The organism is Mycolicibacterium thermoresistibile (assembly GCF_900187065.1).
Lineage (GTDB): Bacteria > Actinomycetota > Actinomycetes > Mycobacteriales > Mycobacteriaceae > Mycobacterium > Mycobacterium thermoresistibile.
The window spans coordinates 4,692,682-4,716,704 of sequence record NZ_LT906483.1; the positions used below are offsets into that span (position 1 = coordinate 4,692,682).

Here is a 24,023-nt window from a genome sequence, read left to right on the forward strand (position 1 = left end):
GTCCGGACGCGGCGGAAGGAGCGCCGGTGCTCAACGAGAGGACATCCGACCGGGGAAGCAAGGGCCGGCAGACCCGGGAACGACTGCTCGGGGCGGCGATCGCCGAGTTCAAGCGCGGCGGGATGGCGGCCGCGGACGTCGCCAGCATCGTCGCCGCGGCCGGCGTCGCCCACGGCACCTTCTTCTTCCACTTCCCGACCAAGGAGCATGTGCTCGTGGAATTGGAGCGGCGTGAGGAGGAACGGATGGCCGCCGAACTGAATCGGTACTTCCGCACCCCGCACACCGTCCGGCAGACGCTGGCCGAGATCGTCCGGCTACTCGAGGACCTGGAGCGTCGGCTCGGCACTCGGCTGTTCAAAGACTTTTTGGCACTGCACTTCTCCACCACCCGGCCACCGTCGGAGGAATGGAGCCGGCACCCGGTCATCGCCGCCGTGGTGGAGGAGTTACAGCGGGCCCGGGACCGCGGTGAGATCCCGGAGGACGTCGACGTCATGCACAACGGGGTGTCGTTTCTCACCGGTCTCTACGCGCTGCTGATCACCATGCCCGAATCCCACGACCTACGGGCGCCGGCCCTCTCGGAGTACCTGACCACCTACGTTCACGGCATGCGGGTGCGCAGCGACCCACCGGCGATTGCCCGTTGACCGACCCGGGTACCCGGCGGGTATGGAGCACCGGTCGGACCAGTCGACGCCGCCTGACACATATTCCACCGAAACGCCGCTACCTGGGGTTTCATCTGATGGGATTCCGGAAACATCACCCGCGAGTCAGTTCGAGACCGCGAAGTCGACCGGGCGGAGATGACCAATGAACCACCCAGAGCACGTCGGTACGCTCCCCGCCCCCTCGGTGCTCGCCCAGGCCGATGAGGGCGGCGGCGCGGCGCTGAGCGAGATCATCGGGTTGTCGGTGGCCGCCGCGGTGGTCACCCTGGTGCTGTTGTGGATCGGCTATCTGCACCGGTCACACAAGATCACCTGGCTGACCGGCCTCGGCGACTGGGCGGGCCGCCGCTTCAAACGCCCGTCCTGGGTGGCGCTGCCGATCGCGTTGTTCATCGCGTCGATCATCTGCGCGCTGTTCGGGTTCATCTGGGACGTCAGCCTGCACATCGGCAACGGCCGCGACGACGGGGCGCTGGCCAACCCGGCGCACTACTTCATCCTGATCGGCCTGTTCGGCATCTTCGTCGCCGGGTGCACGGCCATGGTGTTGCCGTTGGGCGGAGCCGACGCCAAACCGGGACCGTCGGCGGTACGGATCACCGATCACTGGTACGCCCCGGTCGGCGGCATCGTGATGGCCGGCTGCGGTCTCTACGCGCTGATGGGTTTCCCGCTCGACGACATGTGGCACCGCATCTTCGGCCAGGACGTCACGCTGTGGGGCCCCACCCACCTGATGATGATCGGCGGCGCCGGGTTCTCCACCCTGGCCGCCGCGTACCTCGAACTCGAAGGCAAGCGGGTCCGCGGCCCGGATACCCCACCCGACGGCCCGGGCCTCAAGTTCATCCAGTACCTCGCGTTCGCCGGTGTGCTGATCGGCGCGTCGGTGTACCAGATCGAGTTCGACTTCGGTGTTCCGCAGTTCCGGCAGGTGTTCCAGCCGATGTTGATCGCCGCCGCGGCGGCCCTGGCGCTCGTCGGTGCGCGGATCTTCCTGGGCCGCGGTGCCGCGATCATCGCCGCCCTCGTCGCCATCGGACTGCGGGGCATCGTGGCGCTGCTGGTCGGCCCGATCCTCGGTGAGCCCATCAACTGGTTCCCGCTCTACCTCGGCGCGGCGGTGGTCGTCGAACTCCTCGCGCTGACCCCGCTGTTCCGCCGACGGGTCCTGTTCGGACTGGTCAGTGGCCTGGGCATCGCCACGGTGGGGCTGTGGCTCGAATCGCTGTGGATCGGCACCGTGTACCACCTGCCGTGGCCGGCCGGCATCTGGCCCGAGGCGCTGGCGATGTCGATCCCGGTGGCCGTGCTCACCGGTGCGTGCGGCGCCATGCTCGGCATGGTGCTGACCGAGGAGCGGCTGCCGCGGCGAGCCGTCGGGGTCGGTCTGGTGGCGCTGACGGTGCTGGCGATCGGCGGCGCCACCGCCAACGGGCTGCGCTACGACGTGCCGGAGACCGCCACCGCCACATTCACCCTCACCGAACAGGAACCCGCCGGCGACCAGCAGCGGGCACTGGCCGACGTACGCATCGACCCCGCCGATCTGATCAGCGCGGACCCGAACTGGGTGGCGGTGCTGGCCTGGCAGGGTGGGGTGGACAACAACCGGGGCATCTTCATCGACCACCTCGAACGGGTCGGCCCCGGCCACTACCGCTCGACCGAACCGATGCCGGTGTCGGGCACCTGGAAGACGCTGCTGCGGGTACACGACGGCCGCACCCTCGCCGCCGTCCCGATCTACCTCGCCGGCGATCCCGGCATCGGCGCCGAGGAGGTTCCGGCCGAGCAGCAGTTCACCCGGCCGTTCGTCGCCGAGATCACCATCCTGCAGCGGGAGCGCAGCCCGGACATCCCCGAGTCGTTGTGGCTCATCGGGTGCCTGGTGGTGCTGGCATGCACGCTCGCGATGGTCGCCGGAATCACCTGGGGCGCCGGACGGATCAACAACACCGAGCCCAGCGGCAGCGCGGCCGAACTGGAGCCGTCGACGCAGGCATGACCACTCGCCCCGACGTCGCGATACTCGCCGACCACCCGATCTGGCTGGCGGTGCCGGCCTTCGCGCCGGCCATCGTGGTGGCGGCGGTGGTGGTCTACATCGCGATGAAGAACCGCCGCAGGCCGGACTCCGACAATCAGAATCCCGCAGACACCGAGAAGTGAACGACACCGAGAAACGAACACAGTCAAGGAGGACCGGTGACGAGGATGCTGGCCGTACTGGCCGTGACCGGGCTGATCACGGTCGCATGTGCCGACGACACCGACACCGGCGGACCCGCCGCTCCCCCCGGCCCCGGCACCACCGCTGACGCGACACAGCCGGTCACCACCGACGCGCACCGGTCCGACGGGCTGGTCATCGACGTCACGATCGAGGACGGTTCGGTCACCCCCACCAACGAACGATTCCAGGGCCGGGTCGGCGAACCCATCACGATCCGGGTGACCAGCGACACCGACGACGAGTTGCACGTGCACTCGATCCCGGAGCACACCTTCGCGGTGGCGCCCCGCGCCGATCAGACCTTCGAGTTCACCGTCGAGGTTCCCGGCCAGGTGGAGATCGAACTGCACGATCTGCATCGCACCATCGCGACGGTGCACGTGCGGCAGTGACATACCTGGCCCACGGCATCGGCGGTTCCACCGATCTGCCGATTCCGTTCACCTATGCGCTCATCGGGGCGTCGTGGGCGTTGGCGATCACCTTCGCGGTGGTGGCGTTCGCCTGGCGGCGGCCGCGGTTCGATCCGGACCGGCCGGGCCGCGCGCTGCCGCGTTGGGTCACCACCGTCGTCGACGCCGCGGCGACCCGCTGGGCGTTGGCCGCCGCCGCACTGCTGTTCACCGGCTGGGTGGCGCTGGCCGCGTTCTTCGGACCACAGGACCGGTCCAACCCGCTGCCCGGCGTGTTCTACGTGTTGCTGTGGGTCGGCCTCGTCGCGCTCTCGGCGCTGATCGGTCCGGTGTGGCGGGCGATCTCCCCGGTCCGTGCGGTGTACCGGCTGCTCAGCCTGCCGCGTCGGTTACCCGACCGCGGCTATCCGCGTCAACTGGGGTACTGGCCCGCCGCGCTCGGGTTGTTCGCGTTCGTGTGGCTGGAACTGGCCGGCCCGAATCCCGGTTCGCTCACCGCGATCCGCACCTGGCTGCTGGTGTACCTGGTGGTCACCCTGGCCGGGGCCCTGTGGTGCGGTCCACGCTGGTTCGGCCGCGCCGACCCGTTCGAGGTGTACAGCGTGGTGGCGTCGCGGGTCTCGGCGCTGCGGCGCAATCCGCAGAGCGGTCGGATCGTGATCGGCAACCCGTTCGACCACCTGCCGTCGCTGCCGGTGCGGCCCGGGATCGTCGCCGTGCTCGCGGTGCTGCTCGGGTCGACCGCCTTCGACAGTTTCTCGGCGACGCCGCGGTGGCGGGATTTCGTCGACTCCACCACCTCGGGGGTGCTCACCGCGACGCTGTTGAACACCGCCGGACTGCTGGTGTTCATCGGCGTGGTGGCCGGCACCTTCTGGGGAGCCGCCCGTGCCACCGGCGGGGTGGATCCCGAACAGCGCCGGCGGCTACCCGGCCGGATGGCGCACTCGCTGATTCCGATCGTGATCGGCTACGTGTTCGCGCACTATCTGAGCTACCTGGTGGAGCGCGGTCAACAGACGCTGTACCAGTTGGCCGATCCGCTCGGCGCCGGGTGGAACCCGTTCGGCCTCGCCGACACCGAGGTGAACTACGTGCTGTCCATGCATCCCGCGGTGTTGTCCACCCTCAAGGTCGGGTTCGTGGTGGCCGGCCATATCGCCGCGGTGGTGGCGGCCCACGACTGCGCGCTGAAACTGTTGCCCAGGGCCCATCAACTCACCGGCCAGTTGGCGATGATGCTGGTCATGGTGGGTTACACGTTCACCGGCCTATATCTGCTGTTCGGCGGGTGAACACCGCGAACTTGCGGTTACAGTGACGGCGTGCCGGGTGATGGTTCGGTGGAAGACGCGCTCGCCGGCGGTTCGCCGCAGCGGGTCGGCTGGTTCCGCTTCTACTTCGCCGACGAACGCTGGGAATGGTCGCCCCAGGTTCAGCAGATGCACGGCTACGAACCGGGCACGGTGACCCCGACCACCGAATTGGTGCTCTCCCACAAGCACCCCGACGACTACGCCCAGATGGTGGCCACGCTGGAGCAGATCCGGCGCAGCCACAACACGTTCAGCACCCGGCACCGCATCGTCGACAAGCACGGCGACGTGCATTCGGTCGTGGTGGTGGGAGATCAGCTGTGCGACGAGAACGGGGCGGTGATCGGCACCCACGGTTTCTACGTCGACGTCACCCCCAACATCGCGGTCGCCGACGATCTGGTCAGCGCCGCCGTCGCGCAGATCGCCGAGAACCGCGCCACCATCGAACAGGCCAAGGGCATGCTGATGCTGATCTACCGGATCGGCGCCGACGCCGCTTTCGACCTGTTGAAGTGGCGGTCCCAGGAGACCAACGTCAAGCTGCGGATGCTGGCCGAGCAGTTGATCGAGGACTTCACCGGCCTGGACTATCAGGACGAGTTGCCCACCCGCGGCACGTTCGACCATCTGCTGCTCACCGCGCACCAACGGACCAACTCCGACGGGCGCCGGGCCGGTATTTCCTGAACCCGTCCTGCCCGACCGGCCTACCGTGGAGACATGACGGCCCTGATCATCGTCGACGTGCAGAACGACTTCTGTGAAGGCGGCGCGCTGGCGGTCGCCGGTGGCGCCACGACGGCGCGGCGGATTTCTGATTTGCTGCGGTCCGAGACGGGGTATACCCACGTGGTGGCGACCAAGGACCAGCACATCGACCCCGGCGACCATTTCTCCGACCACCCCGATTTCGTCAGATCGTGGCCGCGGCACTGCGTCGCCGGCACCCCCGGCGCGGAGTTCCACCCCGACCTCGACACCGGCCGGATCGAGGCGGTGTTCGGCAAAGGGCAGTACTCTGACGGCTACAGCGGATTCGAGGGTGTCGACGAATCCGGAACCCCGTTGGCGCAATGGCTGCGCGACCACGGGGTCACCCGGGTCGACATCGTGGGGATCGCCACCGACCACTGCGTGCGGGCCACCGCGCTGGACGCCGTCCGGCACGGCTTCGACACCCGGGTACTGGTGGACTACACCGCCGGCGTCGACGCGGACGCCACCGCGCGGGCGGTGTCCGAACTTCGCGACGCCGGTGTCGCGGTGACCGGTTCGCTCGCCGCGTGAACTCCGACGGGTGAACCCCTGACATCTGACAACCCCGGTCTAGCGCCAGCCCCTTCGACAACTTCAACCGATTGAGAGCATTCGTGACCCAGTCCACCGCCGCCCGACGGCCGGCGTCCCCCGATCAGGCACAGATCTGGCCGGGTAAGGCCTACCCGCTCGGCGCCACCTATGACGGCTACGGCACCAACTTCGCGGTGTTCAGCGAAGCCGCCGAACGGGTGGAGCTGTGCCTTTTCGACGACGACGGCGCGGGCGGTGTCCGGGAGACCCGGGTGCCGCTGCCGGAGGTCGACGCGTTCGTCTGGCACGGCTATGTGCCCAACGTCGTCCCCGGCCAGCACTACGGATACCGGGTGCACGGTCCGTACGATCCGGCCGCCGGGCATCGCTGCAACCCCAACAAACTGCTGCTCGACCCGTACGCGAAGGCGCTGGACGGATCATTCGACTGGAATCAGTCGCTGTTCGGCTACGACTTCGGCGACCCGGACAGCCGCAATGACGACGATTCGGCGCCGAGCATGCCCAAGTCGGTGGTGATCAATCCCTACTTCGACTGGGGCACCGACCGCCCGCCGGGTCACGAGTACGCCGACACGGTGATCTACGAGGCGCACGTCAAAGGGCTCACCCAGACCCATCCCGATCTGCCCGAGGAACTGCGCGGCACGTATTCGGGGGTGGCGCACCCGGTGATCATCGACCACCTCACCGCGTTGGGCGTCAACGCCATCGAGTTGATGCCGGTCCACCATTTCGCCAACGACTCCACCCTGCTCGACAAGGGGTTGTCGAACTACTGGGGCTACAACACCATCGGCTTCTTCGCGCCGGACCCGAAATACAGCAGCAGCACCGCCCCGGGCGGGCAGGTGCAGGAGTTCAAGGCGATGGTGCGGGCGCTGCACGAGGCGGGCATCGAGGTGATCCTCGACGTGGTCTACAACCACACCGCGGAGGGCAACCACCTCGGGCCGACGCTGAGCTTCCGCGGGATCGACAACGCCGCCTACTACCGGCTCGTCGACGACGACAAGCGCTACTACATGGACTACACCGGCACCGGTAACAGCTTCAACGTCGGCAACCCGCACTCCCTGCAGCTGATCATGGATTCGCTGCGGTACTGGGTCACCGAGATGCACGTCGACGGGTTCCGGTTCGATCTGGCGTCGACGCTGGCACGTGAGTTCTATGACGTGGATCGGCTGGCGACGTTCTTCGAACTGGTGCAACAGGATCCGACCGTCAGCCAGGTCAAGCTCATCGCCGAACCGTGGGATGTCGGGCCGGGCGGCTATCAGGTCGGCGGATTCCCGCCGCAGTGGACCGAGTGGAACGGCAAGTACCGCGACACCGTCCGCGATTACTGGCGCGGTGAACCGGCCACCCTCGACGAGCTCGCCTACCGGTTGACCGGGTCGGCCGATCTGTACGAGAACACCGCCCGCCGGCCGGTCGCGTCGATCAACTTCGTGACCGCCCACGACGGATTCACCCTGCGGGATCTGGTGTCCTACAACGAGAAACACAACGAGGCCAACGGCGAGGACAACAACGACGGGGAGAGCCACAACCGGTCCTGGAACTGCGGCGCCGAGGGGCCGACCGACGACCCGCAGGTCAACGCGCTGCGCGCCCGCCAGCAGCGCAACTTCCTGGCCACCCTGCTGCTGTCCCAGGGGGTGCCGATGCTCTGCCACGGCGACGAGCTGGGCCGCACCCAGCAGGGCAACAACAACGTCTACTGCCAGGACAATGAGCTGTCCTGGATCGACTGGTCCACCGCGGACACCGAGTTGATCGAGTTCACCAGAACCGTCTCGGCGCTGCGCACCGCCCACCCGGTGTTCCGGCGCCGCCGGTTCTTCTCCGGCCGGCCGGTGCGCGGGCACGGCGGCGATCGGCTGCCCGACATCGCGTGGCTGGCGCCGGACGCCTCCGAGATGACCGACGAGGACTGGGAGTCCGGTTACGCCAAATCGATGGCGGTGTTCCTGAACGGTCAGGGCATCCCGGATCTGGATGTGCGGGGGCAGCGGGTCGTTGACGACTCGTTCCTGCTGTGCTTCAACGCGCACTTCGAGCCGATCGAGTTCACGCTACCGCCGCCCGATTTCGCCGGCTCCTGGCTCCGGGTGATCGACACCGCCGAACCCGCGGGCCCGGCCGCCGAGCCGCTCGACGCCGGGGCACCGCTGTCGGTGGAGGGCCGCGCGGTCGTGGTACTCCAGGCCGTTCCGGCCGGCGACTGAGCCCGCTCACCGGGTGGATCTACTCCGCGAGCTCCTCGGCCACCGGGTCCGGGCGTTCGGCCGCCAGTTTCGCGTCGAGGGTCTCCTCCTCGAGATGGCCGTCGGCGGTGACGCCCGCGGCGCCGCTGGAATACCCGGAGCTCCACCGCTCGGGCGGGTCGACGACCTCGTCGCCGTCGTCGTTGCGCAGATCGTCGGAGTCCAGCGCCTCCATCGGGCGCAGGGTGTCGCCGGGCCCGCCGACGTCGTTCGCGCTCGCCGGATCCATCCCCTCGGGATTCATGTGGCCTCCTCGCAGTCACGCTGTCGTCGCCCGCCGGTTGCCCCGCCCGAAGCACCGCTAAACGCCCCGCTCCGTACCGCGAGGTATGGTACGTTTGCTGGTATCGCAGCCGTGGCCGCCACACAGGTTGCTGAGATGTTCGAAGCACCCCGGCCGGGCGGGCCGGTGTCGGCACCGATGAGCGGCGGTAGCCGACCGGCGGCCACGGCTGCAATTCTTTGCTGAAATCCGCCGCGCCGGGGCGGTTGGCCGTATGCTCCCGCGCATGGATCAGCCACCCGGCGGCCGGTTGTCGGTGGACGACTGGATTGCGGCCGGCTTCGCCGAGTTGGCCTCGGGTGGCCCCGACGCGCTGCGCATCTCCCGGCTGTGTGCGCGGCTCGGTGTCACCAAGGGCAGCTTCTACTGGCATTTCTCCGACGTCGCCGGTTACCGCGCCGCGCTGGTGCAGGCGTGGGCAGACGAGCGGGAGCAACGCGACGCCCGGGCCGCCGAGCCGGAGCACCTCGAACCCCGGGAGCGGCTGCGGCGGATGATGGAAACCCAGCTGGACTCGCGCCACTGGGCGGTGTCGCGGGTGATGCGGATCTGGGCGTTGACCGACGACGCGGTCGCCGCCAGCGTGCGCCGCAGCGACGAACGGGTGCTGCGCGCGGCCCGCCAGGCCCTGATCGACTCCGGCTTCGACATGGCCCAGGCACATCTGCGCGCGACGCTCGCGGTGGCCACCAACGCCGGGTTGTTGATGATCGACGCCACCGCCCCCGACATCCCGAACGAGACCCGGGAACAGTTCCTGGACTTCATCTTCCGGCCGTGACACCGGTCGGGGATCCAGAGTCGGGGACCCGGGGTCAGGGCCCGGGTCCGGTCAGGAGATGAGCCGGGCGATGGACTCGAGCGGGATCGGCACCCAGCTCGGGCGGTGCCGCGCCTCGTAGCCGGCTTCATACACCGCCTTGTCGAGCTCGTAGGCGGCCAGCAGTTCGGCGTGGTGCCGCGGGTCGTCCCCGGCCACGGCCGCGTAGCCGTCGCAGAACGCCGCGGTGTTGCGGTCCACCCACTCCCGCGCCCGCGCGGCGAGCTGTTTGTCGTGCTGCAGATCGTCGCCGCCCTGTTCGGCCAGCCGGTGGTAGGCGGCGTACTCATAGGACCGCAGCATCCCGGCCACGTCCCGCAGCGGTGAATCCGGCCGGCGCCGTTCGGACAGCGGATAACCCGGCTCGCCCTCGAAGTCGATGAGCAGCCAGCGTTCCGGGGTCCGCAGCACCTGTCCGAGATGCAGATCGCCGTGGATGCGCTGCACCGTGATGGTCTGTTCGGCCAGTTTGCGGTACCGCTCCTCGATCAGCGCCGCGTAGGGCTGGAGCGCGGGCACGGTCTCGGTGGCCGCCGCCAGCCGCGCCAGCAGCGGCTCCACCGGGAACTCCGCGGTGCCGCGGCCCAGCTGCTCGGCCAGTGAACGGTGCACCGAGGCCACCGCCTCGCCGAGCCGGTAGGACTCCGCCGCGAAGTCGCCACCGACCTCGTCGGCGTACAGGTCCCCCTCCGCGTAGAGGTCGCGGGTGCTCGCCGTGGCCATGTCCCAACCCTCGGCCGAGTTGGCGGCGAACTCGGTGATCATACCCAATGCGTATGGGGCACCGTCGAATTCGATCTCATAGGCCGCCATGAGCCGGGCCACGTGGGGATTGCCGGCCCGGGCCAGCACCCGGTTCAGCTCGATGTCGGGGTGCACGCCGGGGGTGACCCGGCGGAACGACTTGAAGATCACCGCGTCCTCGCCGCCGTGCACATCCTCGTAGATGACGCTGGTGTTGCTCTGCTCGGCCGGTGAGACCCGCGGGCTGGCCTGCAGCGGCAGCGTCACCCCGGGTTCCTTGTCGAAGCGCACCGCGCCGACGGTGGCGGACCGCTCGAACAGTTCCAGCAGGTGCCTGGCGGCGGCGGGATCGTAGAGCGCGTCGTAGGCGGTGCGGTCACCGGCGCTGCCGATCGTCGCGACCGCGCTGTACTCCTCGATCGGTCCGCCGCCGTGTCCACGGTCCGGTCCGCCCTGTGGGCCGTCGGCGTGCCAGCTGACGATGATCTGGTATTTCTCGGCGGACCCGTCGCGGTAGTCCACGTCGAGCAGCACCAGGTCCATGTCCTCAGACAACGCGATGACCGTCGCCGGTTCGGCGGTGACCAGCTCGCGGCTGCGCCCGGCGTACCAGCGCTGATGCGGTAGCCAGTCCTTGAACGGCAGATTCATGGCTGCTCTCCAACCTCTGGTTCGGGCTCGCGCAGCTGGAACCAGTAGAACCCGTGACCGGGCAGCGTCAGCAGGTACGGCAGCTGGCCGATACGGGGGAACTCGACGTATCCGGTCATCTCGACGGGGGTGTAACCGCTCCAGTTCTGCAGCTGCAGTTCGATCGGCTGCGGGAAGCGCGACAGGTTGTTGACACACAGCACGGTGTCCTTCTGCCCGTCCTCCTCGAGCTCGCGGATGAAGGCGAGCACCGACGGGTTGCTGCCGCCCAGTTCGCGGAAGTCGCCGACGGCGAACGCCCGGTGCCGCCGCCGCACCGCCAGCATCTTGCGGGTCCAGTTGAGCAACGAGGTCGAACTGTCCCGCTGCGCCTCCACGTTCACCGACTGGTAGCCGTAGATCGGGTCCTGGTTCACCGGCAGGTACAGCCGGCCCGGGTTGGCCTTGGAGAAGCCGGCGTTGCGGTCGGGTGTCCACTGCATCGGGGTGCGCACCGCATCCCGGTCGCCGAGCCAGATGATGTCGCCCATCCCGATCTCGTCGCCGTAGTAGATGACCGGTGAGCCGGGCAGGCTGAGCAGCAGCGCGGTGAACAACTCGATCTGATTGCGGTCGTTCTCCAGCAGCGGGGCCAGGCGCCGGCGGATGCCGACGTTGGCCTTCATCCGCGGGTCCTTGGCGTACTCGGCGTACATGTAGTCGCGTTCCTCGTCGGTCACCATCTCCAGCGTCAACTCGTCGTGGTTGCGCAGGAAGATGCCCCACTGCGCGGTCTCCGGGATATCCGGTGTCTGGGCGAGGATCTCGCTGATCGGGAAGCGGGACTCGCGCCGGACCGCCATGAAGATGCGCGGCATCAGCGGGAAGTGGAACGCCATATGGCATTCGTCCCCTCCGACGGCGGGATCGCCGAAATAGGCGACCACGTCGGCCGGCCACTGATTGGCCTCGGCCAGCAGGACCCGGCCCGGGTACTCGTCGTCGACGACCTTGCGGCACCGTTTGAGGAAGGCATGCGTCTCGGGCAGGTTCTCGCAGTTGGTGCCCTCACGTTCGAACAGGTACGGCACCGCGTCCAGGCGGAAGCCGTCGATGCCGAGGTCGAGCCAGAACCGCAGGACGTCGAGCATCGCTTCCTGCACGGCGGGATTGTCGTAGTTCAGGTCGGGCTGGTGGCTGAAGAACCGGTGCCAGTAGAACTGCCGGCGCACCGGGTCGAACGTCCAGTTCGATTCCTCGGTGTCGACGAAGATGATGCGCGCTTGGGAGTACTTCTCGGCGGTGTCGCTCCACACGTAGAAGTCGCCGTAGGGCCCGTCCGGATCACGCCGGGACTCCTCGAACCACGGGTGGGTGTCGGAGGTGTGGTTCATCACCAGGTCGGTGATGATGCGGATACCGCGCCGGTGCGCCGCATCGAGCAGGTTGACGAAGTCGTCGACGGTGCCGAATTCGGGGAGCACCTTGTAGAAATCGCGGATGTCGTAGCCGCCGTCGCGCAGCGGTGAGTCGTAGAACGGCGGCAGCCACAGACAGTCCACCCCGAGCCACTTGAGGTAGTCGAGTTGTTCGGTCAGACCGCGCAGGTCGCCGATGCCGTCGGCGTTGGAGTCGTAGAACGCCCGGACCAGCACCTCGTAGAAGACGGCGTGTTTGTACCAGGTGGGGTCCTCGGGCAGCACCCGGGCCTGGCCGAAGTCGTCGGCGGTGGGGTGCTCCACCACGCTTCCGGCGGGACCATGCTCGACATGACTGCCCTCGGAGCGGTGGTGCTCGGTGCGCCGGTCGGGTTCGCTGGTCGACTCCATCAGCTTCAAAACTACCCACGCCCGGCGGATCCAATCGCGAAGATCAACCGCGCGAACGGGTCCCGGGCGGCCACCTGATCCCCGGGTATGACGATCCGGCAAATTTCTTCGCGGTTTTGCTCCGGCATGATCATCGGAGGCATTTAATGTTCTCAGCCGGGGTGGGCAGCGAAGCTGCGACCGGACGGCGTCCGGGTCGTCGCGGCAGAGGGGGACGCAACGAGCCGGACGCCGACCTCACAGTTAATAACTCACAGTCGATGACCGGCGGTTGAATCGGCCGCGCGGACGCGTTAACGTTTCCGCGTCCTTGATCTTGTCCCGGGCCGGGCGGATGCCGGCCCGCTGGAACGATCACCCTGTGGATTCGACGAATCGAGTGCCTGTGGCTGAGTCTGTGCCCAATGATGGTGAAGCTCCTGTAATCGTCGGTATGGCCGATGCGGCGATGCACATGTACGCCGCAGCCATCGACGCTCTGCCCGACCCCGCCGATCCGGAGTATCCCGAGCAGGTGGGCGTGGTGCTGGCCGGCCTGCGCAAGTTGCAGGGCGCCCTGGCTCAGGCGGCCACCCGCAGCCGGACCAACCCCTCGGTGATCGTGGCGTTGAGCGCGGTGCGCAACCGTTACGACGAGGTCATGGCCGCCGCCGCCAACGGACCGAACGCCACCCTGGGCCAGCGTCTCTACATCGCCCGGCAGCGCGCCAAACTGTCCATCCCGGAGGCGGCCAACGGCATCGGGCTGCGTCCCGACATCATCGCGGCGGTCGAGGCCGAGGAGATTCCGACCGAGGGCGAAGAGATCAAGATCAAAGATCTCATCGCCGCCCTCGGCGGCTGATCGGGCCGGGCGATCCGGTCAGGGCAGGAACCGCTGCGCGGCGTTCACCCGCACCATCCGTTCGGCGCTGGCCTGCCGGTATCCGATGATCGCGCCGCCGACCGTCATCAGCACCAGCCCGGCCACCCCGGGCAGGGCCACCGCGGCGATCTCGCCGCTGCGCGCCGACCGCAGATACTGCGGATAGCCGAGCCGGTGCAGGTCGGCCCGGACGGTTCCGGGCGGCACCGGTGCCGGAAGTGCCGGGGTGGGGCCGCGGCCCGGGGCCGGCACCGGGTTCGCCGCGCCGCCGGCACCCGGAGAAGACGGCGCACCGCCCGGGCGACCGGGCACCGGGCCGGCCGGCGGTCCCAGCGGTGGCGCGGCGGCGGGCGGAGGGGACGCGACCGGAGGAACGGTCGGCAGTATGGGCCGCACCGAGGCGGGCGGCACCGCCCGCGGGACCGGCAGCAACGGCGCCTGGATCGGCTGCGGCTCGCCCGGGGCGCGGCCGCCGCCCCCGCCCGGGGCGTTGACGACCGGGCCGCCGACGTCGATCACCGGCGGCTCGTCGGGCGGTGTCTCGGCGATCGGCAGATCCGGCGGAGCGGCCGGCGGTGGAACGGAACCGACCCTGGGCAATGGCGCGGCACCGAGCCCGGGCGGGCGGCCGTCGACCACCGTGGGGGCCTCCTCCTGTCCGGGCGACGGGACCGGCCGGGGTGCCGGCAGGCCTTCACCGGGTCCGTCGTCGGGATTCTCGTCCGCGCCTTGATACGTGCCCTCGTTCACCCCGGGCTGCGCCTCGGCGGGGCCGGTCTGTTCTCCTGGGCCGCTCTGTTCTCCGGGTGCGGGTCCGGGTTCGGGGTCCGGCCCGGCCGCCGCGCCCGCCATCGGATCGGACTGCAGCGCGCCGCGCACCGTCGACCCGGTCGACACCCCGATGCGCACGGTGTTGACCACCATGCCCCGGGTGAAGGGTGAATCGCCGGTCCCGCCGCCGCGGTGGCGCAGCACCTGGGGCACCGTGAGGAACAATGTGGCGCCGCGGCCGCGTACCGCGGCGACACCCGGATTGCCGGCGCCGCGCGCACCGGAACCGGGTTCGCCGGTGTTCGGCCGGGCAGCCGGCCCATCGGATCCACCGGCGCCGGCCCCGGTCCCGGCCGCCGTCGCAGCCGCCACGGCCGACCCGGTGTTCGCTCCCGCCGTGGACGGTCTGCGCACCCCCCACCGGCCGCGTTCGGAATCCGCGCCGGAGATCCGCACCTGCTGCGCGCCGATCCGGACCGCGATGCCGTTCGAGCCGACCTCGACGCTGCCGCGCGAACGCGACCCGACACCGTCGGCACGTGGCGTCCCGGGTCGGCCGCCGGCCCGGGTACCGCCGGGCTGGGCATCGGCAGTGGTCGCGGCCGTCCCGATCGGGCCGCGGCCGGCACCGAACCGCACCGGGGAGCCGTTCCGTCGAGCGTCGGCAGTCCGCGGGGACCCGGCCTGCGAGGACCCGGCCCGTGCGGACCCGGCCTGTGCGGATGCTGCCGGCGTGGCCGACTGGCTGGACCGGCCGGCACCGGAGTCACCGGAGTCGTCGTCGCCGGGTTGCGCACCAGCGACCGGGGCGGTGGCCTGTGCCAACCACACCCCTCCGGCGATCAGACCGGCATAGCCGACGATCCGCCATGCCGTTGCCGACACGATGACCACTCCCCGTTGTCGAGGTTCTCCCCGCGAATATGTTCTGGGATTGTTTCACCATTGGCAATTCCGCATCCGAGCTTTCGGGAGGACAACACAGTGACGGTCCGTGACCACGGCGACCCGGGCGACGCCCCGACGATTCCGCCTCCCCTGCAACCCCCGCGGAACCCGGCCCGCCCGTCGGCCGCCGAGGAAGCGCGCACCATCGTGGCGTCGACCAACACCGCGACGCTTGCCACGTTGACCGCCGACGGTGACCCCTGGGCGTCGTTCGTGACCTACGGCGACCTGGACGGCGCACCGGTGCTGTGTGTGTCCGATCTCGCCGAACACGGCCGCAACCTGGACGCCGACCCACGCGCCAGCATCGCGATCGTCGCCCCGGACGACGCCGGCGCGCAGACCGACCCACTGGCCCGCGCCCGGGTGACGTTGGCCGGGGTGGCCGAACGTCCCACCGGCGCCGAACTGACCGCTGCCCGGGAGGCGCACCTCAACGCCGTCGCCGCGGCCAGGTTCTACATCGACTACAGCGATTTCACGGTGTGGCTGCTGCGTGTGCACCGGGTCCGCTGGGTGGGCGGGTACGGCCGGATGGATTCGGCCACCGGCGCCGACTACGCCGCCGCCGAACCGGATCCGGTGCGGCCCCGGGCGGCCCGGGCGGTGGCCCACCTCAACGACGACCACGCCGACGCGCTGACCGCGATGGCCCGGGTGCTCGGCGGTTACCCGGACACCCGGTCGGCGGTCTGCACCGGCGCCGACCGCTACGGCCTGGATCTCCGGGTGGACACCGAACGCGGGGTGGCCCACACCCGGGTCGGTTATCCGGCCCCGCTGCGATCGATCGATGAATTGCGTTCGGCTGCAGTCGAGTTGACCCGTATGGCCCGCGAGGGCGCCTGACCTCCCGGCGGCCGGGACCCGGCAGGCCGGGCCCCTGCCATACGATCACCGGTATGACTGCCGCGCCCGACCGTCCGGCCTCCTGGCAGGAGGCCTTCGAGTTGATCCGCACCCGCGGGTATGAACGACGCGCCGAACCGTTCCGGCTCGCCAGCGGTCAACTCAGCCACGACTACATCGACGGCAAGTACGCCGTGGACACCGGCACCCGGCTGGAACTGGTCAGCCGGGCGGTCGTGGAACTGGCCGCCGCGCACGACATCGAGTTCGACGCGGTGGGCGGCCTGACGATGGGTGCCGATCCGCTGGCGCACGGCATCGCGATCGTCACCGGCAAGGCCTGGTTCTCGGTCCGCAAGGAACAGAAGTCCCGAGGCCGCGAACAGTGGATCGAGGGCACCCGGTTGGCCCCCGGCACCCGGGTGCTGCTGGTCGACGACGTGATCAGCACCGGCGGTTCGACGCTGCAGGCCTACGAGCGGGTGACCGAGGCGGGCGCGGTCGTCACCGGGGTGATCCCGATGGTCGACCGCGGCGATTCGGCCGCGCGCCTGTTCGCCGAGCGCGGCGTTCCCTTCGTCGCCCTGGTCACCTACCGGGATCTCGGTATCGAACCGGTGCAGGCGGTCGACCCGGCGACCTAGGCTGGCTGCCATGGCCCCCGGCAATCCCAGCGGAGTCCCCTCCAGCGGGCCCGACCCGCACGGGTTCGACCCCGAGGCGATGTTCGCCGCCGCGCCGGTGGCGGCCCTGGCGACGGTCGGGTCCGACGGTCAGCCCCACCTGGTCCCGGTGGTCTTCGCCGTGCACGGCGGCGCCGTCTACACCGCGGTCGACGCCAAGCCCAAGACCACCCAGCGGTTGCGGCGGCTGGTCAACATCGAGGCCAATCCGCGGGTGAGCCTGCTCGTCGACCACTACACCGAGGACTGGACCCAGCTGTGGTGGGTGCGCGCCGACGGTATCGCGACCATCCACCGCAGCGGTGAGCAGATGGCCACCGGCTACGCGCTGTTGCGCCGCAAATACCCGCAGTACCAACGCATCACGCTGGACGGCCCGGTCGTCGCCGTGGAGATCCGGCACTGGTCGTCCTGGCACGCCTGATCCGCGCCCTTGTGCTCTGCGTCACATCGAGGAATGGTTGATTCGTGCGGCGCGTGAGGGCCCGCACCGCACCGGCTGCGCGAGGCGAGGGAGAATGCCGTGGCAGACAGGTCGAACTCTTCCGCAACGGGCACCGCCGTCCCGGTGGCCGACAGCCCGGCGGCGATCCGCAACGTGGCGCTGGTCGGGCCGTCCGGGGGCGGTAAGACCACGCTGATCGAGGCGCTGCTGGTGGCGACCGGCGTGCTGAACCGGCCCGGCTCGGTCATCGAGGGCACCACGGTCTGCGACTTCGACGAGGCCGAGGTCGCCCAGCAGCGGTCCATCGCGCTGGCGCTGGCGCCGCTCAAGTACGACGGGGTCAAGGTCAACCTGCTCGACACCCCGGGCTACGCCGATTTCGTCGGGGAACTGCGGGCCGGGCTGCGGGCCGCCGACTGTGTGTTGTTCGTGGTCGCCGCCAACGAGGGCGTCGACGCCTCCACCCGGGCGCTGTGGCGGGAATGCAGCGAGGTGGGGATGCCGCGCGCGGTGGCGATCACCAAACTCGACCATCCGAGCGCCGACTACGCCGAGGCGCTGGCCGGCGCCCAAGCGGCGTTCGGCGAACGGGTGCTTCCGCTCTTCGTCCCCGTCGACGACGGTCTGCTCGGCCTGATCACCAAGACCCACTACCGGTATTCGGAACGCGCCCGGACGCTGCGCCCGCCCGACGGTGCCCACACCGAACGCATCGACACCCTCCGCGGCGAGCTGATCGAGGGTGTGATCGAGGAGTCCGAGGACGAGACGCTGATGGACCGCTACCTCGCCGGGGAGGACATCGACGAGTCGGTGCTGCTCAAGGACCTCGAACAGGCGATCGCCCGGGGATCGTTCTTCCCGGTCATCCCGGTGTGCTCCACCACCGGGATCGGCACCCTGGAACTGCTCGACATCATCACCCGCGGATTCCCGGCACCGCCCGAACACCGGCTGCCCGAGATGTTCACCCCGGCCGGGGCCCGGCGCGATCCGCTGCCCTGCGATCCGGCCGGGCCGCTGCTGGCCGAGGTGGTCAAGACGACCTCGGACCCCTACGTCGGCAGGATCAGTCTGACCAGGGTGTTCTCCGGAACCATCAGGCCCGACACGACCGTTCACGTGTCGGGCCATTTCACGGCGTTCTTCGGCACCGTGCCGTTCGGGACCGGGTCCTTCGGGACCGGCAGCGGCCCGTCCGGGACGGCCTGGACCGTCGGCCACACCGACCACGATGAGGACGAGCGGATCGGTTCGCTGTCCTTTCCGCTCGGCAAACAGCAGCGTCCCGCCCCGGCGGTGATCGCCGGCGACATCTGTGCGATCGGCCGGCTCACCCGCGCGGAGACCGGTGACACGTTGTCGGACAAGGACAATCCCCTGGTACTCAAACCGTGGACCATGCCCGAACCGCTGTTGCCGGTGGCGGTGCGACCGCGTGCCAAGACCGATGAGGACAAGCTGGCGGTCGGGTTGCAGCGGCTCAACGCCGAGGACCCGACGTTGCGGATCGAGCAGAACCCGCAGACCCATCAGATCGTGTTGTGGTGCATGGGTGAAGCGCACGCCCAGGTGGTGCTCGACACGCTGGCCCGCCGCCACGGGGTCGCGGTGGACACCGTCGAGGTCCGCGTTCCGCTGCGAGAAACGTTCGGCGACAAGGCAAGAGGGCATGGCCGGCATGTCAAGCAGTCCGGTGGTCACGGTCAGTACGCGGTGTGCGACATCGAGGTGGAACCGCTGCCGGAGGGTTCCGGTTTCGAGTTCGTCGACAAGGTGGTCGGCGGTGCGGTGCCGCGTCAGTTCATCCCGAGCGTGGAGAAAGGGGTCCGCGCCCAGATGGAGAAGGGGGTGGCAGCCGGCTACCCCGTCGTCGACATCCGCGTGACGCTGGTCGACGGCAAGGCGCACAGCGTCGACTCGTCGGACTTCGCGTTTCAGATGGCCGGCGCCCTCGCGCTCCGGGAAGCCGCCGCGGCCACCCGCATCGACCTGCTCGAACCCGTCGACGAGGTGACCGTCGTCATTCCCGACGACCTCGTCGGACCGGTGATGAGTGATCTGGCCGGGCGCCGCGGCCGGGTGCTGGGCACCGAGAAGACCGACGAGGACCGCTCGGCGGTGCGTGCCGAGGTCCCGCAGATCGAATTGACCCGGTACGCAGTCGATCTGCGGTCGCTGGCGCACGGCGCCGGGTCGTTCACCCGCAGCTTCGCCCGCTACGAACCGATGCCCGAGGCGGCGGCCGCGAAGATCCGATCCCAGGGCACGTGACGAGGCACGTGATAATGAACCATGCCCTCGGTCAAGCCGTTTCGCATCGCCGTTCCCGACGACGACCTCGACGACCTGCGCCACCGCCTGGCGCGCACCCGCTGGCCCGACCGCGAATGTGTCGACGACTGGGGGCAGGGCGTCCCGCTGGACTATGTGCGGGACCTGGCCGGGTACTGGGCCGACGGATACGACTGGCGGGCCCGGGAGGCCGCGCTGAACCGCTTCGATCAGTTCATCACCGAACTCGACGGGCTCGACATCCACTTCATCCATCAGCGCTCCCCGCATCCGGACGCGTTTCCGCTCCTGATCACCCACGGCTGGCCGGGCTCGATCGTGGAGTTCCACAAGGTCATCGGGCCGCTCACCGACCCGACGGCGCACGGCGGCACGGCCGCCGACGCGTTTCACGTGGTGTGCCCGTCACTGCCGGGTTACGGGTTCTCCGGTAAGCCGACGACGACCGGATGGGGTGTCGGCCGGATAGCGACCGCCTGGGATGAGTTGATGGCCCGGCTCGGCTATGACCGTTACGGCGCCCAGGGCGGCGACTGGGGCGCCGCCGTCACCACCGAACTCGGCCGCCGCGGCGGCCGGTGCGTGGCCATCCACACCACCATGCCGCTCGCCCGGCCACCGGCCGATCTGACCGATCCCACGCCGGAGGAGCAGCGGGCGCTGGCGGCCGCCCGGCACTACCGGCGCTGGGATTCCGGATACGCCAAACAGCAGTCGACCCGGCCGCAGACACTGGGCTACGGCCTGGTCGACTCGCCGGTCGGCCAGCTGGCCTGGATCGTCGAGAAGTTCTGGGCCTGGACGGACTGCGACGGCCACCCGGAGAACGTGCTGAGCCGTGACGAACTGCTGGACAACGTGATGCTGTACTGGGTGACCGGATCGGCGGCGTCGTCGGCACGGCTGTACTGGGAGAGTTTCGCGGTGTTCGGCTCCACGGACCGGGTCCGGGTGCCGACCGGGGTGGCGCGGTTCCCGCGCGAGATCAATCAGGCGCCGCGGCACTGGTGCGAGGCGATCTACCCGATCACCCACTGGACGGATATGCCGCGGGGAGGTCACTTCGCCGCGTTCGAACAGCCCGAACTGTTCGTCGAGGACGTCCGGACGTTCTTCCGCACCATCCGGTGAGCGACCGGCGGCGCGACGCTCAGGTGCGGACCTGCTGCGACCGGGACTGCTGGGCCAGGGCGGCCACCTCGAGGCGTTCCTCATAGGCGCCCTCGTTGCGGCCCAGGGCGACGGTCGCCGCGAACATCGCGGCCCCGGCGAGGGCCAGCGGCACCGGCTCCCAGCCGTTGATGTCGAGATGCTCACCCAGCACCGCGGCGCCCAACGCGACGGCCACCACCGGTTCCAGCACCAGCATGGTGGGCACCGACGCCTGCAGCGAACCGGCGTGGAACGCCGACTGTTGCAGCAAGGTCGCCAGCACCCCGAGCAGGATCAGCAGGTAGAGCAGCGGCGAGGTCACGCCGACCGCGACGCCGCCGGTGAACAGCTTGTGCAACCACACCTTCGTCAGCACCGCCACGACGCCGAACAACACGCCGACCGCGGTGGCCAGCAGCAGCGCCCGCCGCCAGCCCAGACTGCGCACCGCCAACACCACGCAGACGGTCACCCCGGCCACACAGGCCACCGTCACCACGACCGTGCCGGGAATCGACGCCTGGTAGTCGCCGGGTTTGGGTTTGGCGATCAACACGAACGCGGCGAGCGCGACGGTGAGCACGGCCGCCCACGCCCATTCACCGCGGCTGACCCGCCGGGCCCCCAGCCGCGCGCTCAACGGCAATGCGAACAGCAACGCCGACACCAGGATCGGCTGCACCAGGATCAGCGAACCGAACGCCAGGGCGGCGGCCTGCAGGGCGTATCCGGCGACGGCCGCACCGGTGCCGATCCACCACAGCCGGCGCCGGACCAGGGTGGCGATCATCACCGTGCTCACACCCTTCTCGGGCGGCACGTCCATGGTGGCGCGCTGGCGGACCACGATGCCGACGGCGGCGAACACCGCTGCACACACCGCCAGCAGCACCGCCAGTCCTTGGCCCAGCACGACTCATCCCTTCCCGGCGCACGTCTCGATGGCCGACAACCCCACCACGGTAAACCGAACCCGGCCGGCGTTCAGCGCGGCACCCGGATCTCTCCCGGACCGGTGCGGGGTGCGCAGCAGCAGGGACGTGTCAGACGGCGCGCAGATGCCGCTTGGGCCGACCCGGCCCGGAACGCGCGGGGTCCGATCCCGTCGGGCCGGCCGGTTCCGGACCGGTTGCCGGCGGGTCGGACGGGGCGATCCGGTCGTTGACGGTGGCCACCGCGGTGTCCACCCGCTCGACCGCCGCCTCGCACAGATCACGGACGCGATCACCGGCGGTCTCGACATCGTCGGCGGCGCTGCGCAGATAGGCGGTCAGGGTGGTGCGCAGCCGTTCTCCGGCTCGGCGCAGCCGCTGCCGCAACCGGTCGTCGTCGACGTCGACGGTGACGTAGGGCAACAACCGAAATCTCATATCCGCTCCCTGCTCTGCACCTGCGCACAAGAGTAGTCGGGAACAGCACCGGCCGGTCACCACGCGGTGTGGGCCCGGCTTCAGATCGGTTGCAGCTTCGGCACGGTTGCCGCTCGCCTCGGTCCCGAATTGACATCGAAGACAGGAGCCGCGGAGCAGCGGGATACATTGACATCATGGCTGGGGCCGAGGAGAAGCACACCCGGTTGGCGGTGGGCAGCCGGGTGCGCACCACTGATGAGTCACGTGCCACCGGAGAGATCGTCGAGGACTTCGGCGACCTCGCAGGTACCGAAGTCGTCGTCGACGACACACTGACGGCACGGGCGCGGCGCTGGGCGGTCCGGCTCGACGACGGCACCCTGGTATTCCTCGACGACGAGAACCTCGAGCCGATCGACTAGCCGCCGGAGCCGGTCGTGGTCACCCTGGACCGCCTGGTCAACGTCCTCGGCAGTTACGGGGTCCGGCTGCAGTTCTGTCCGGTGCCCCGATCGACCGAGGTCCGCAGCGTCGCCCTGCACGAGAACGCCGGCGGTCTGAGGGTCACCGGCGACGTGTTGCTGGCCGTCGGGGCGGAGTCGGTGGCCGAGGCGGTGCGGTGGGCCGAGACCGCCCAGGCCGTCGTCGTCCTGACCCGGGCCGGACCCGACGCGTCGCGATCCTGCTCCGACGGGGCGGTCGCGGTGCTCACGGTGGAGCCGGAGGTGTCGTGGAGCGAGCTGGCCGCGGTGGTGTACGGGCTGGTCCTGGAGGGCCGGGAGACCGAATCCGGTCGGGGCCCGACGGATCTGTTCGCCCTGGCCGACAACCTCGCCGACGCGGTGGGCGGGCCGGTGACCATCGAGGACCGCATGTCCCGGGTGCTGGCGTACTCCCAGCGCCAGCAGCACGCCGACCCGGCGCGCGCGCAGACGATCCTGGCCCGGCAGGCGCCGGAGCCCCTGCGCCGGCTGTTCGAGCAGCTGGGGGTGTCCGAGCATCTGGCCGCCGGTGACGACCCGCTGTTCATCGCGGCCCGGCCCGGACACGATCTGACCGGGCGGACGGTCATCGCGGTCCGCGCGGGGCGGGAGCTGCTGGGTTCGGTGTGGGTGGTGACGCCCGAACCGCTGGACGACGGCCGGCGGCGGGCGCTGGCCGACGGTGCCCGCACCGTCGCCCTGCATCTGCTGCGCTCACGCGCGAGCGCCGATCTGGAACGGCAGGTGGAATCCGACCTGGTGCTGCGTCTGTTGGAAGGCACCTCCGACGCCGCGGGGGCGGCCGCTCGGCTGGGGCTGCCCCAGGAAGCGTTGCGGATCATCGCGGTGCGCGCCCGGTCGGGCGTCGATCGGCAGGGACCGCTGCTGCTGGCGTTCGAGCACGCCACCACCGGTTTCGGCTGGTCCCGGGCGGGGCGCAGCGCGTTGGCGGGTGACACGGTCTACACCGTGCTGCCCGCCGATCACGCGGCGACCGCGCGGCGCTGGGTGGAGGGGTTGCAGGCGGCCCTGCCCTCGGAGGTGACGGTGTCGGCGGGTATCAGCGGGATCGCCGATCACACCGAGTTGCCGGACGCCCGCCGGGAGGCCGACGAATGCCTGGCCCTGCACGACGCCCTGCACGACGCCCGGCCCGACACCGGCAGCCCCGACTCCGACAGTGACGCCCTCGCCGCGGTGGTGTACGACGAGTCCTGGCATGACGTGCTGCTGCAGCGATTGCGCACCGCGGCCCGCGCCGGCCGGATACCGTCCCGCGGACCGATCGCCGCGCTGCACGAGCATGATCTGCGGCACGCCACCCAGTACGTCGCGACCCTGCGCAGTTGGTTGGCCGCCCAGGGCGATCCGGCGGCGGCCGGCGCGGTACTCGGGGTGCACGAGAACACGGTGCGTTACCGGTTGCGGAAGATGACCGCTGTGACCCAACTCGATTTGCAGGACCCAGACAAGCGGTTGGCGATGATGATCGAGTTGGCCGCGATCGAGGGCCCACCGATATTATCGGGATAGCACAAATAGCGGCATCTCGCTTGTGCGATTTCACCAAGGGGTGACGGGTGCCACAGGGCCATTATTGAATTGAGCCCTGTCGACACCGGTTTCGGCCCGGCTACCACCGGCCG

The 24,023-nt window shown here is 69.8% G+C and carries 23 protein-coding genes; 17 read left to right on the forward strand and 6 right to left on the reverse strand.

Annotated features, from left to right (window positions below):
• The first annotated feature begins 26 nt into the window (after positions 1-26).
• The 8 genes from CKW28_RS22325 (at position 27) to glgX (ending at position 8,190) form a co-directional block, all read left to right on the forward strand.
• A complete protein-coding gene (locus CKW28_RS22325; RefSeq protein ID WP_040548497.1) occupies positions 27-653 on the forward strand; it encodes a TetR family transcriptional regulator in 627 nt (208 codons plus the stop codon).
• Between the two features lie 166 nt (positions 654-819).
• Positions 820-2,685, forward strand: coding sequence for a hypothetical protein (locus tag CKW28_RS22330; protein WP_003927799.1), 1,866 nt, complete (start codon positions 820-822; stop codon positions 2,683-2,685).
• A complete protein-coding gene (locus CKW28_RS23880; protein WP_003927798.1) occupies positions 2,682-2,849 on the forward strand; it encodes a hypothetical protein in 168 nt (55 codons plus the stop codon). The genes CKW28_RS22330 and CKW28_RS23880 overlap by 4 nt, the downstream gene beginning before the upstream one ends.
• 45 nt (positions 2,850-2,894) lie before the next feature.
• Entirely contained in the window at positions 2,895-3,305 is a 411-nt protein-coding gene (locus CKW28_RS22335; RefSeq protein ID WP_003927797.1) for a hypothetical protein, read from the forward strand.
• Positions 3,302-4,621 (forward strand): hypothetical protein, encoded by a 1,320-nt coding sequence (locus tag CKW28_RS22340; protein ID WP_003927796.1) that lies wholly within the window; start codon positions 3,302-3,304, stop codon positions 4,619-4,621. The genes CKW28_RS22335 and CKW28_RS22340 overlap by 4 nt, the downstream gene beginning before the upstream one ends.
• Positions 4,622-4,651: 30 nt before the next feature.
• Positions 4,652-5,332 (forward strand): PAS and ANTAR domain-containing protein, encoded by a 681-nt coding sequence (locus tag CKW28_RS22345; protein WP_040548492.1) that lies wholly within the window; start codon positions 4,652-4,654, stop codon positions 5,330-5,332.
• A gap of 33 nt (positions 5,333-5,365) precedes the next feature.
• Entirely contained in the window at positions 5,366-5,932 is a 567-nt protein-coding gene (locus tag CKW28_RS22350) for an isochorismatase family protein (protein WP_003927794.1), read from the forward strand.
• Positions 5,933-6,015: 83 nt separating this feature from the next.
• On the forward strand, positions 6,016-8,190 hold the full coding sequence (gene glgX, locus CKW28_RS22355) for a glycogen debranching protein GlgX (protein ID WP_003927793.1): 2,175 nt from the start codon (positions 6,016-6,018) through the stop codon (positions 8,188-8,190).
• Positions 8,191-8,209: 19 nt separating this feature from the next.
• Here glgX and CKW28_RS22360 read toward each other — a convergent pair whose 3' ends face one another.
• Positions 8,210-8,473 carry a hypothetical protein gene (locus CKW28_RS22360; RefSeq protein ID WP_003927792.1) on the reverse strand — a complete coding sequence of 88 codons (264 nt, stop codon included), beginning with the start codon at positions 8,471-8,473 and terminating at the stop codon, positions 8,210-8,212.
• Positions 8,474-8,738: 265 nt separating this feature from the next.
• Here CKW28_RS22360 and CKW28_RS22365 point away from each other — a divergent pair, with 265 nt between their 5' ends.
• Positions 8,739-9,293 carry a TetR/AcrR family transcriptional regulator gene (locus tag CKW28_RS22365; protein ID WP_003927791.1) on the forward strand — a complete coding sequence of 185 codons (555 nt, stop codon included), beginning with the start codon at positions 8,739-8,741 and terminating at the stop codon, positions 9,291-9,293.
• A gap of 51 nt (positions 9,294-9,344) precedes the next feature.
• Here the strand turns inward: CKW28_RS22365 and CKW28_RS22370 are convergent, their stop codons facing one another.
• Entirely contained in the window at positions 9,345-10,727 is a 1,383-nt protein-coding gene (locus CKW28_RS22370; protein ID WP_003927790.1) for a maltokinase N-terminal cap-like domain-containing protein, read from the reverse strand.
• Positions 10,724-12,535, reverse strand: a complete 1,812-nt coding sequence (gene treS / locus CKW28_RS22375; RefSeq protein ID WP_003927789.1) for a maltose alpha-D-glucosyltransferase — start codon at positions 12,533-12,535, stop codon at positions 10,724-10,726. Before treS ends, CKW28_RS22370 begins: the two co-directional genes overlap by 4 nt.
• A 454-nt stretch (positions 12,536-12,989) precedes the next feature.
• Between treS and CKW28_RS22380 the strand changes: the two genes are divergently transcribed.
• On the forward strand, positions 12,990-13,379 hold the full coding sequence (locus CKW28_RS22380) for a RodZ family helix-turn-helix domain-containing protein (protein ID WP_040548515.1): 390 nt from the start codon (positions 12,990-12,992) through the stop codon (positions 13,377-13,379).
• A gap of 18 nt (positions 13,380-13,397) precedes the next feature.
• Here CKW28_RS22380 and CKW28_RS22385 read toward each other — a convergent pair whose 3' ends face one another.
• The gene (locus CKW28_RS22385; protein WP_131807458.1) at positions 13,398-15,056 is read right to left on the reverse strand and encodes a hypothetical protein; all 1,659 of its coding nucleotides are present in this window, start codon (positions 15,054-15,056) and stop codon (positions 13,398-13,400) included.
• A gap of 99 nt (positions 15,057-15,155) precedes the next feature.
• On the opposite strand from CKW28_RS22385, the gene CKW28_RS22390 reads away from it, so the two are divergent.
• The 5 genes from CKW28_RS22390 (at position 15,156) to CKW28_RS22410 (ending at position 20,522) form a co-directional block, all read left to right on the forward strand.
• Positions 15,156-15,968, forward strand: a complete 813-nt coding sequence (locus CKW28_RS22390) for a HugZ family pyridoxamine 5'-phosphate oxidase (protein ID WP_003924253.1) — start codon at positions 15,156-15,158, stop codon at positions 15,966-15,968.
• 53 nt (positions 15,969-16,021) lie between these two features.
• Positions 16,022-16,612, forward strand: coding sequence for an orotate phosphoribosyltransferase (pyrE, locus tag CKW28_RS22395; protein WP_003924252.1), 591 nt, complete (start codon positions 16,022-16,024; stop codon positions 16,610-16,612).
• Between the two features lie 10 nt (positions 16,613-16,622).
• Positions 16,623-17,075 carry a TIGR03668 family PPOX class F420-dependent oxidoreductase gene (locus tag CKW28_RS22400; RefSeq protein ID WP_003924251.1) on the forward strand — a complete coding sequence of 151 codons (453 nt, stop codon included), beginning with the start codon at positions 16,623-16,625 and terminating at the stop codon, positions 17,073-17,075.
• Positions 17,076-17,174: 99 nt separating this feature from the next.
• Positions 17,175-19,370, forward strand: a complete 2,196-nt coding sequence (locus CKW28_RS22405) for an elongation factor G-like protein EF-G2 (protein WP_040546174.1) — start codon at positions 17,175-17,177, stop codon at positions 19,368-19,370.
• A gap of 21 nt (positions 19,371-19,391) precedes the next feature.
• The gene (locus CKW28_RS22410) at positions 19,392-20,522 is read left to right on the forward strand and encodes an epoxide hydrolase family protein (protein ID WP_003924249.1); all 1,131 of its coding nucleotides are present in this window, start codon (positions 19,392-19,394) and stop codon (positions 20,520-20,522) included.
• 19 nt (positions 20,523-20,541) lie between these two features.
• Here CKW28_RS22410 and CKW28_RS22415 read toward each other — a convergent pair whose 3' ends face one another.
• Both CKW28_RS22415 and CKW28_RS22420 read right to left on the reverse strand, forming a co-directional pair.
• A complete protein-coding gene (locus CKW28_RS22415) occupies positions 20,542-21,456 on the reverse strand; it encodes a DMT family transporter (protein ID WP_003924248.1) in 915 nt (304 codons plus the stop codon).
• Positions 21,457-21,586: 130 nt separating this feature from the next.
• Positions 21,587-21,913, reverse strand: coding sequence for a hypothetical protein (locus tag CKW28_RS22420; RefSeq protein WP_040546173.1), 327 nt, complete (start codon positions 21,911-21,913; stop codon positions 21,587-21,589).
• A 176-nt stretch (positions 21,914-22,089) separates the two neighbouring features.
• On the opposite strand from CKW28_RS22420, the gene CKW28_RS22425 reads away from it, so the two are divergent.
• Complete coding sequence (locus CKW28_RS22425) at positions 22,090-22,317, forward strand: hypothetical protein (protein ID WP_003924246.1); 228 nt, start codon at positions 22,090-22,092, stop codon at positions 22,315-22,317.
• A gap of 15 nt (positions 22,318-22,332) precedes the next feature.
• Entirely contained in the window at positions 22,333-23,910 is a 1,578-nt protein-coding gene (locus CKW28_RS22430; RefSeq protein ID WP_003924245.1) for a PucR family transcriptional regulator, read from the forward strand.
• Positions 23,911-24,023: the final 113 nt, after the last annotated feature.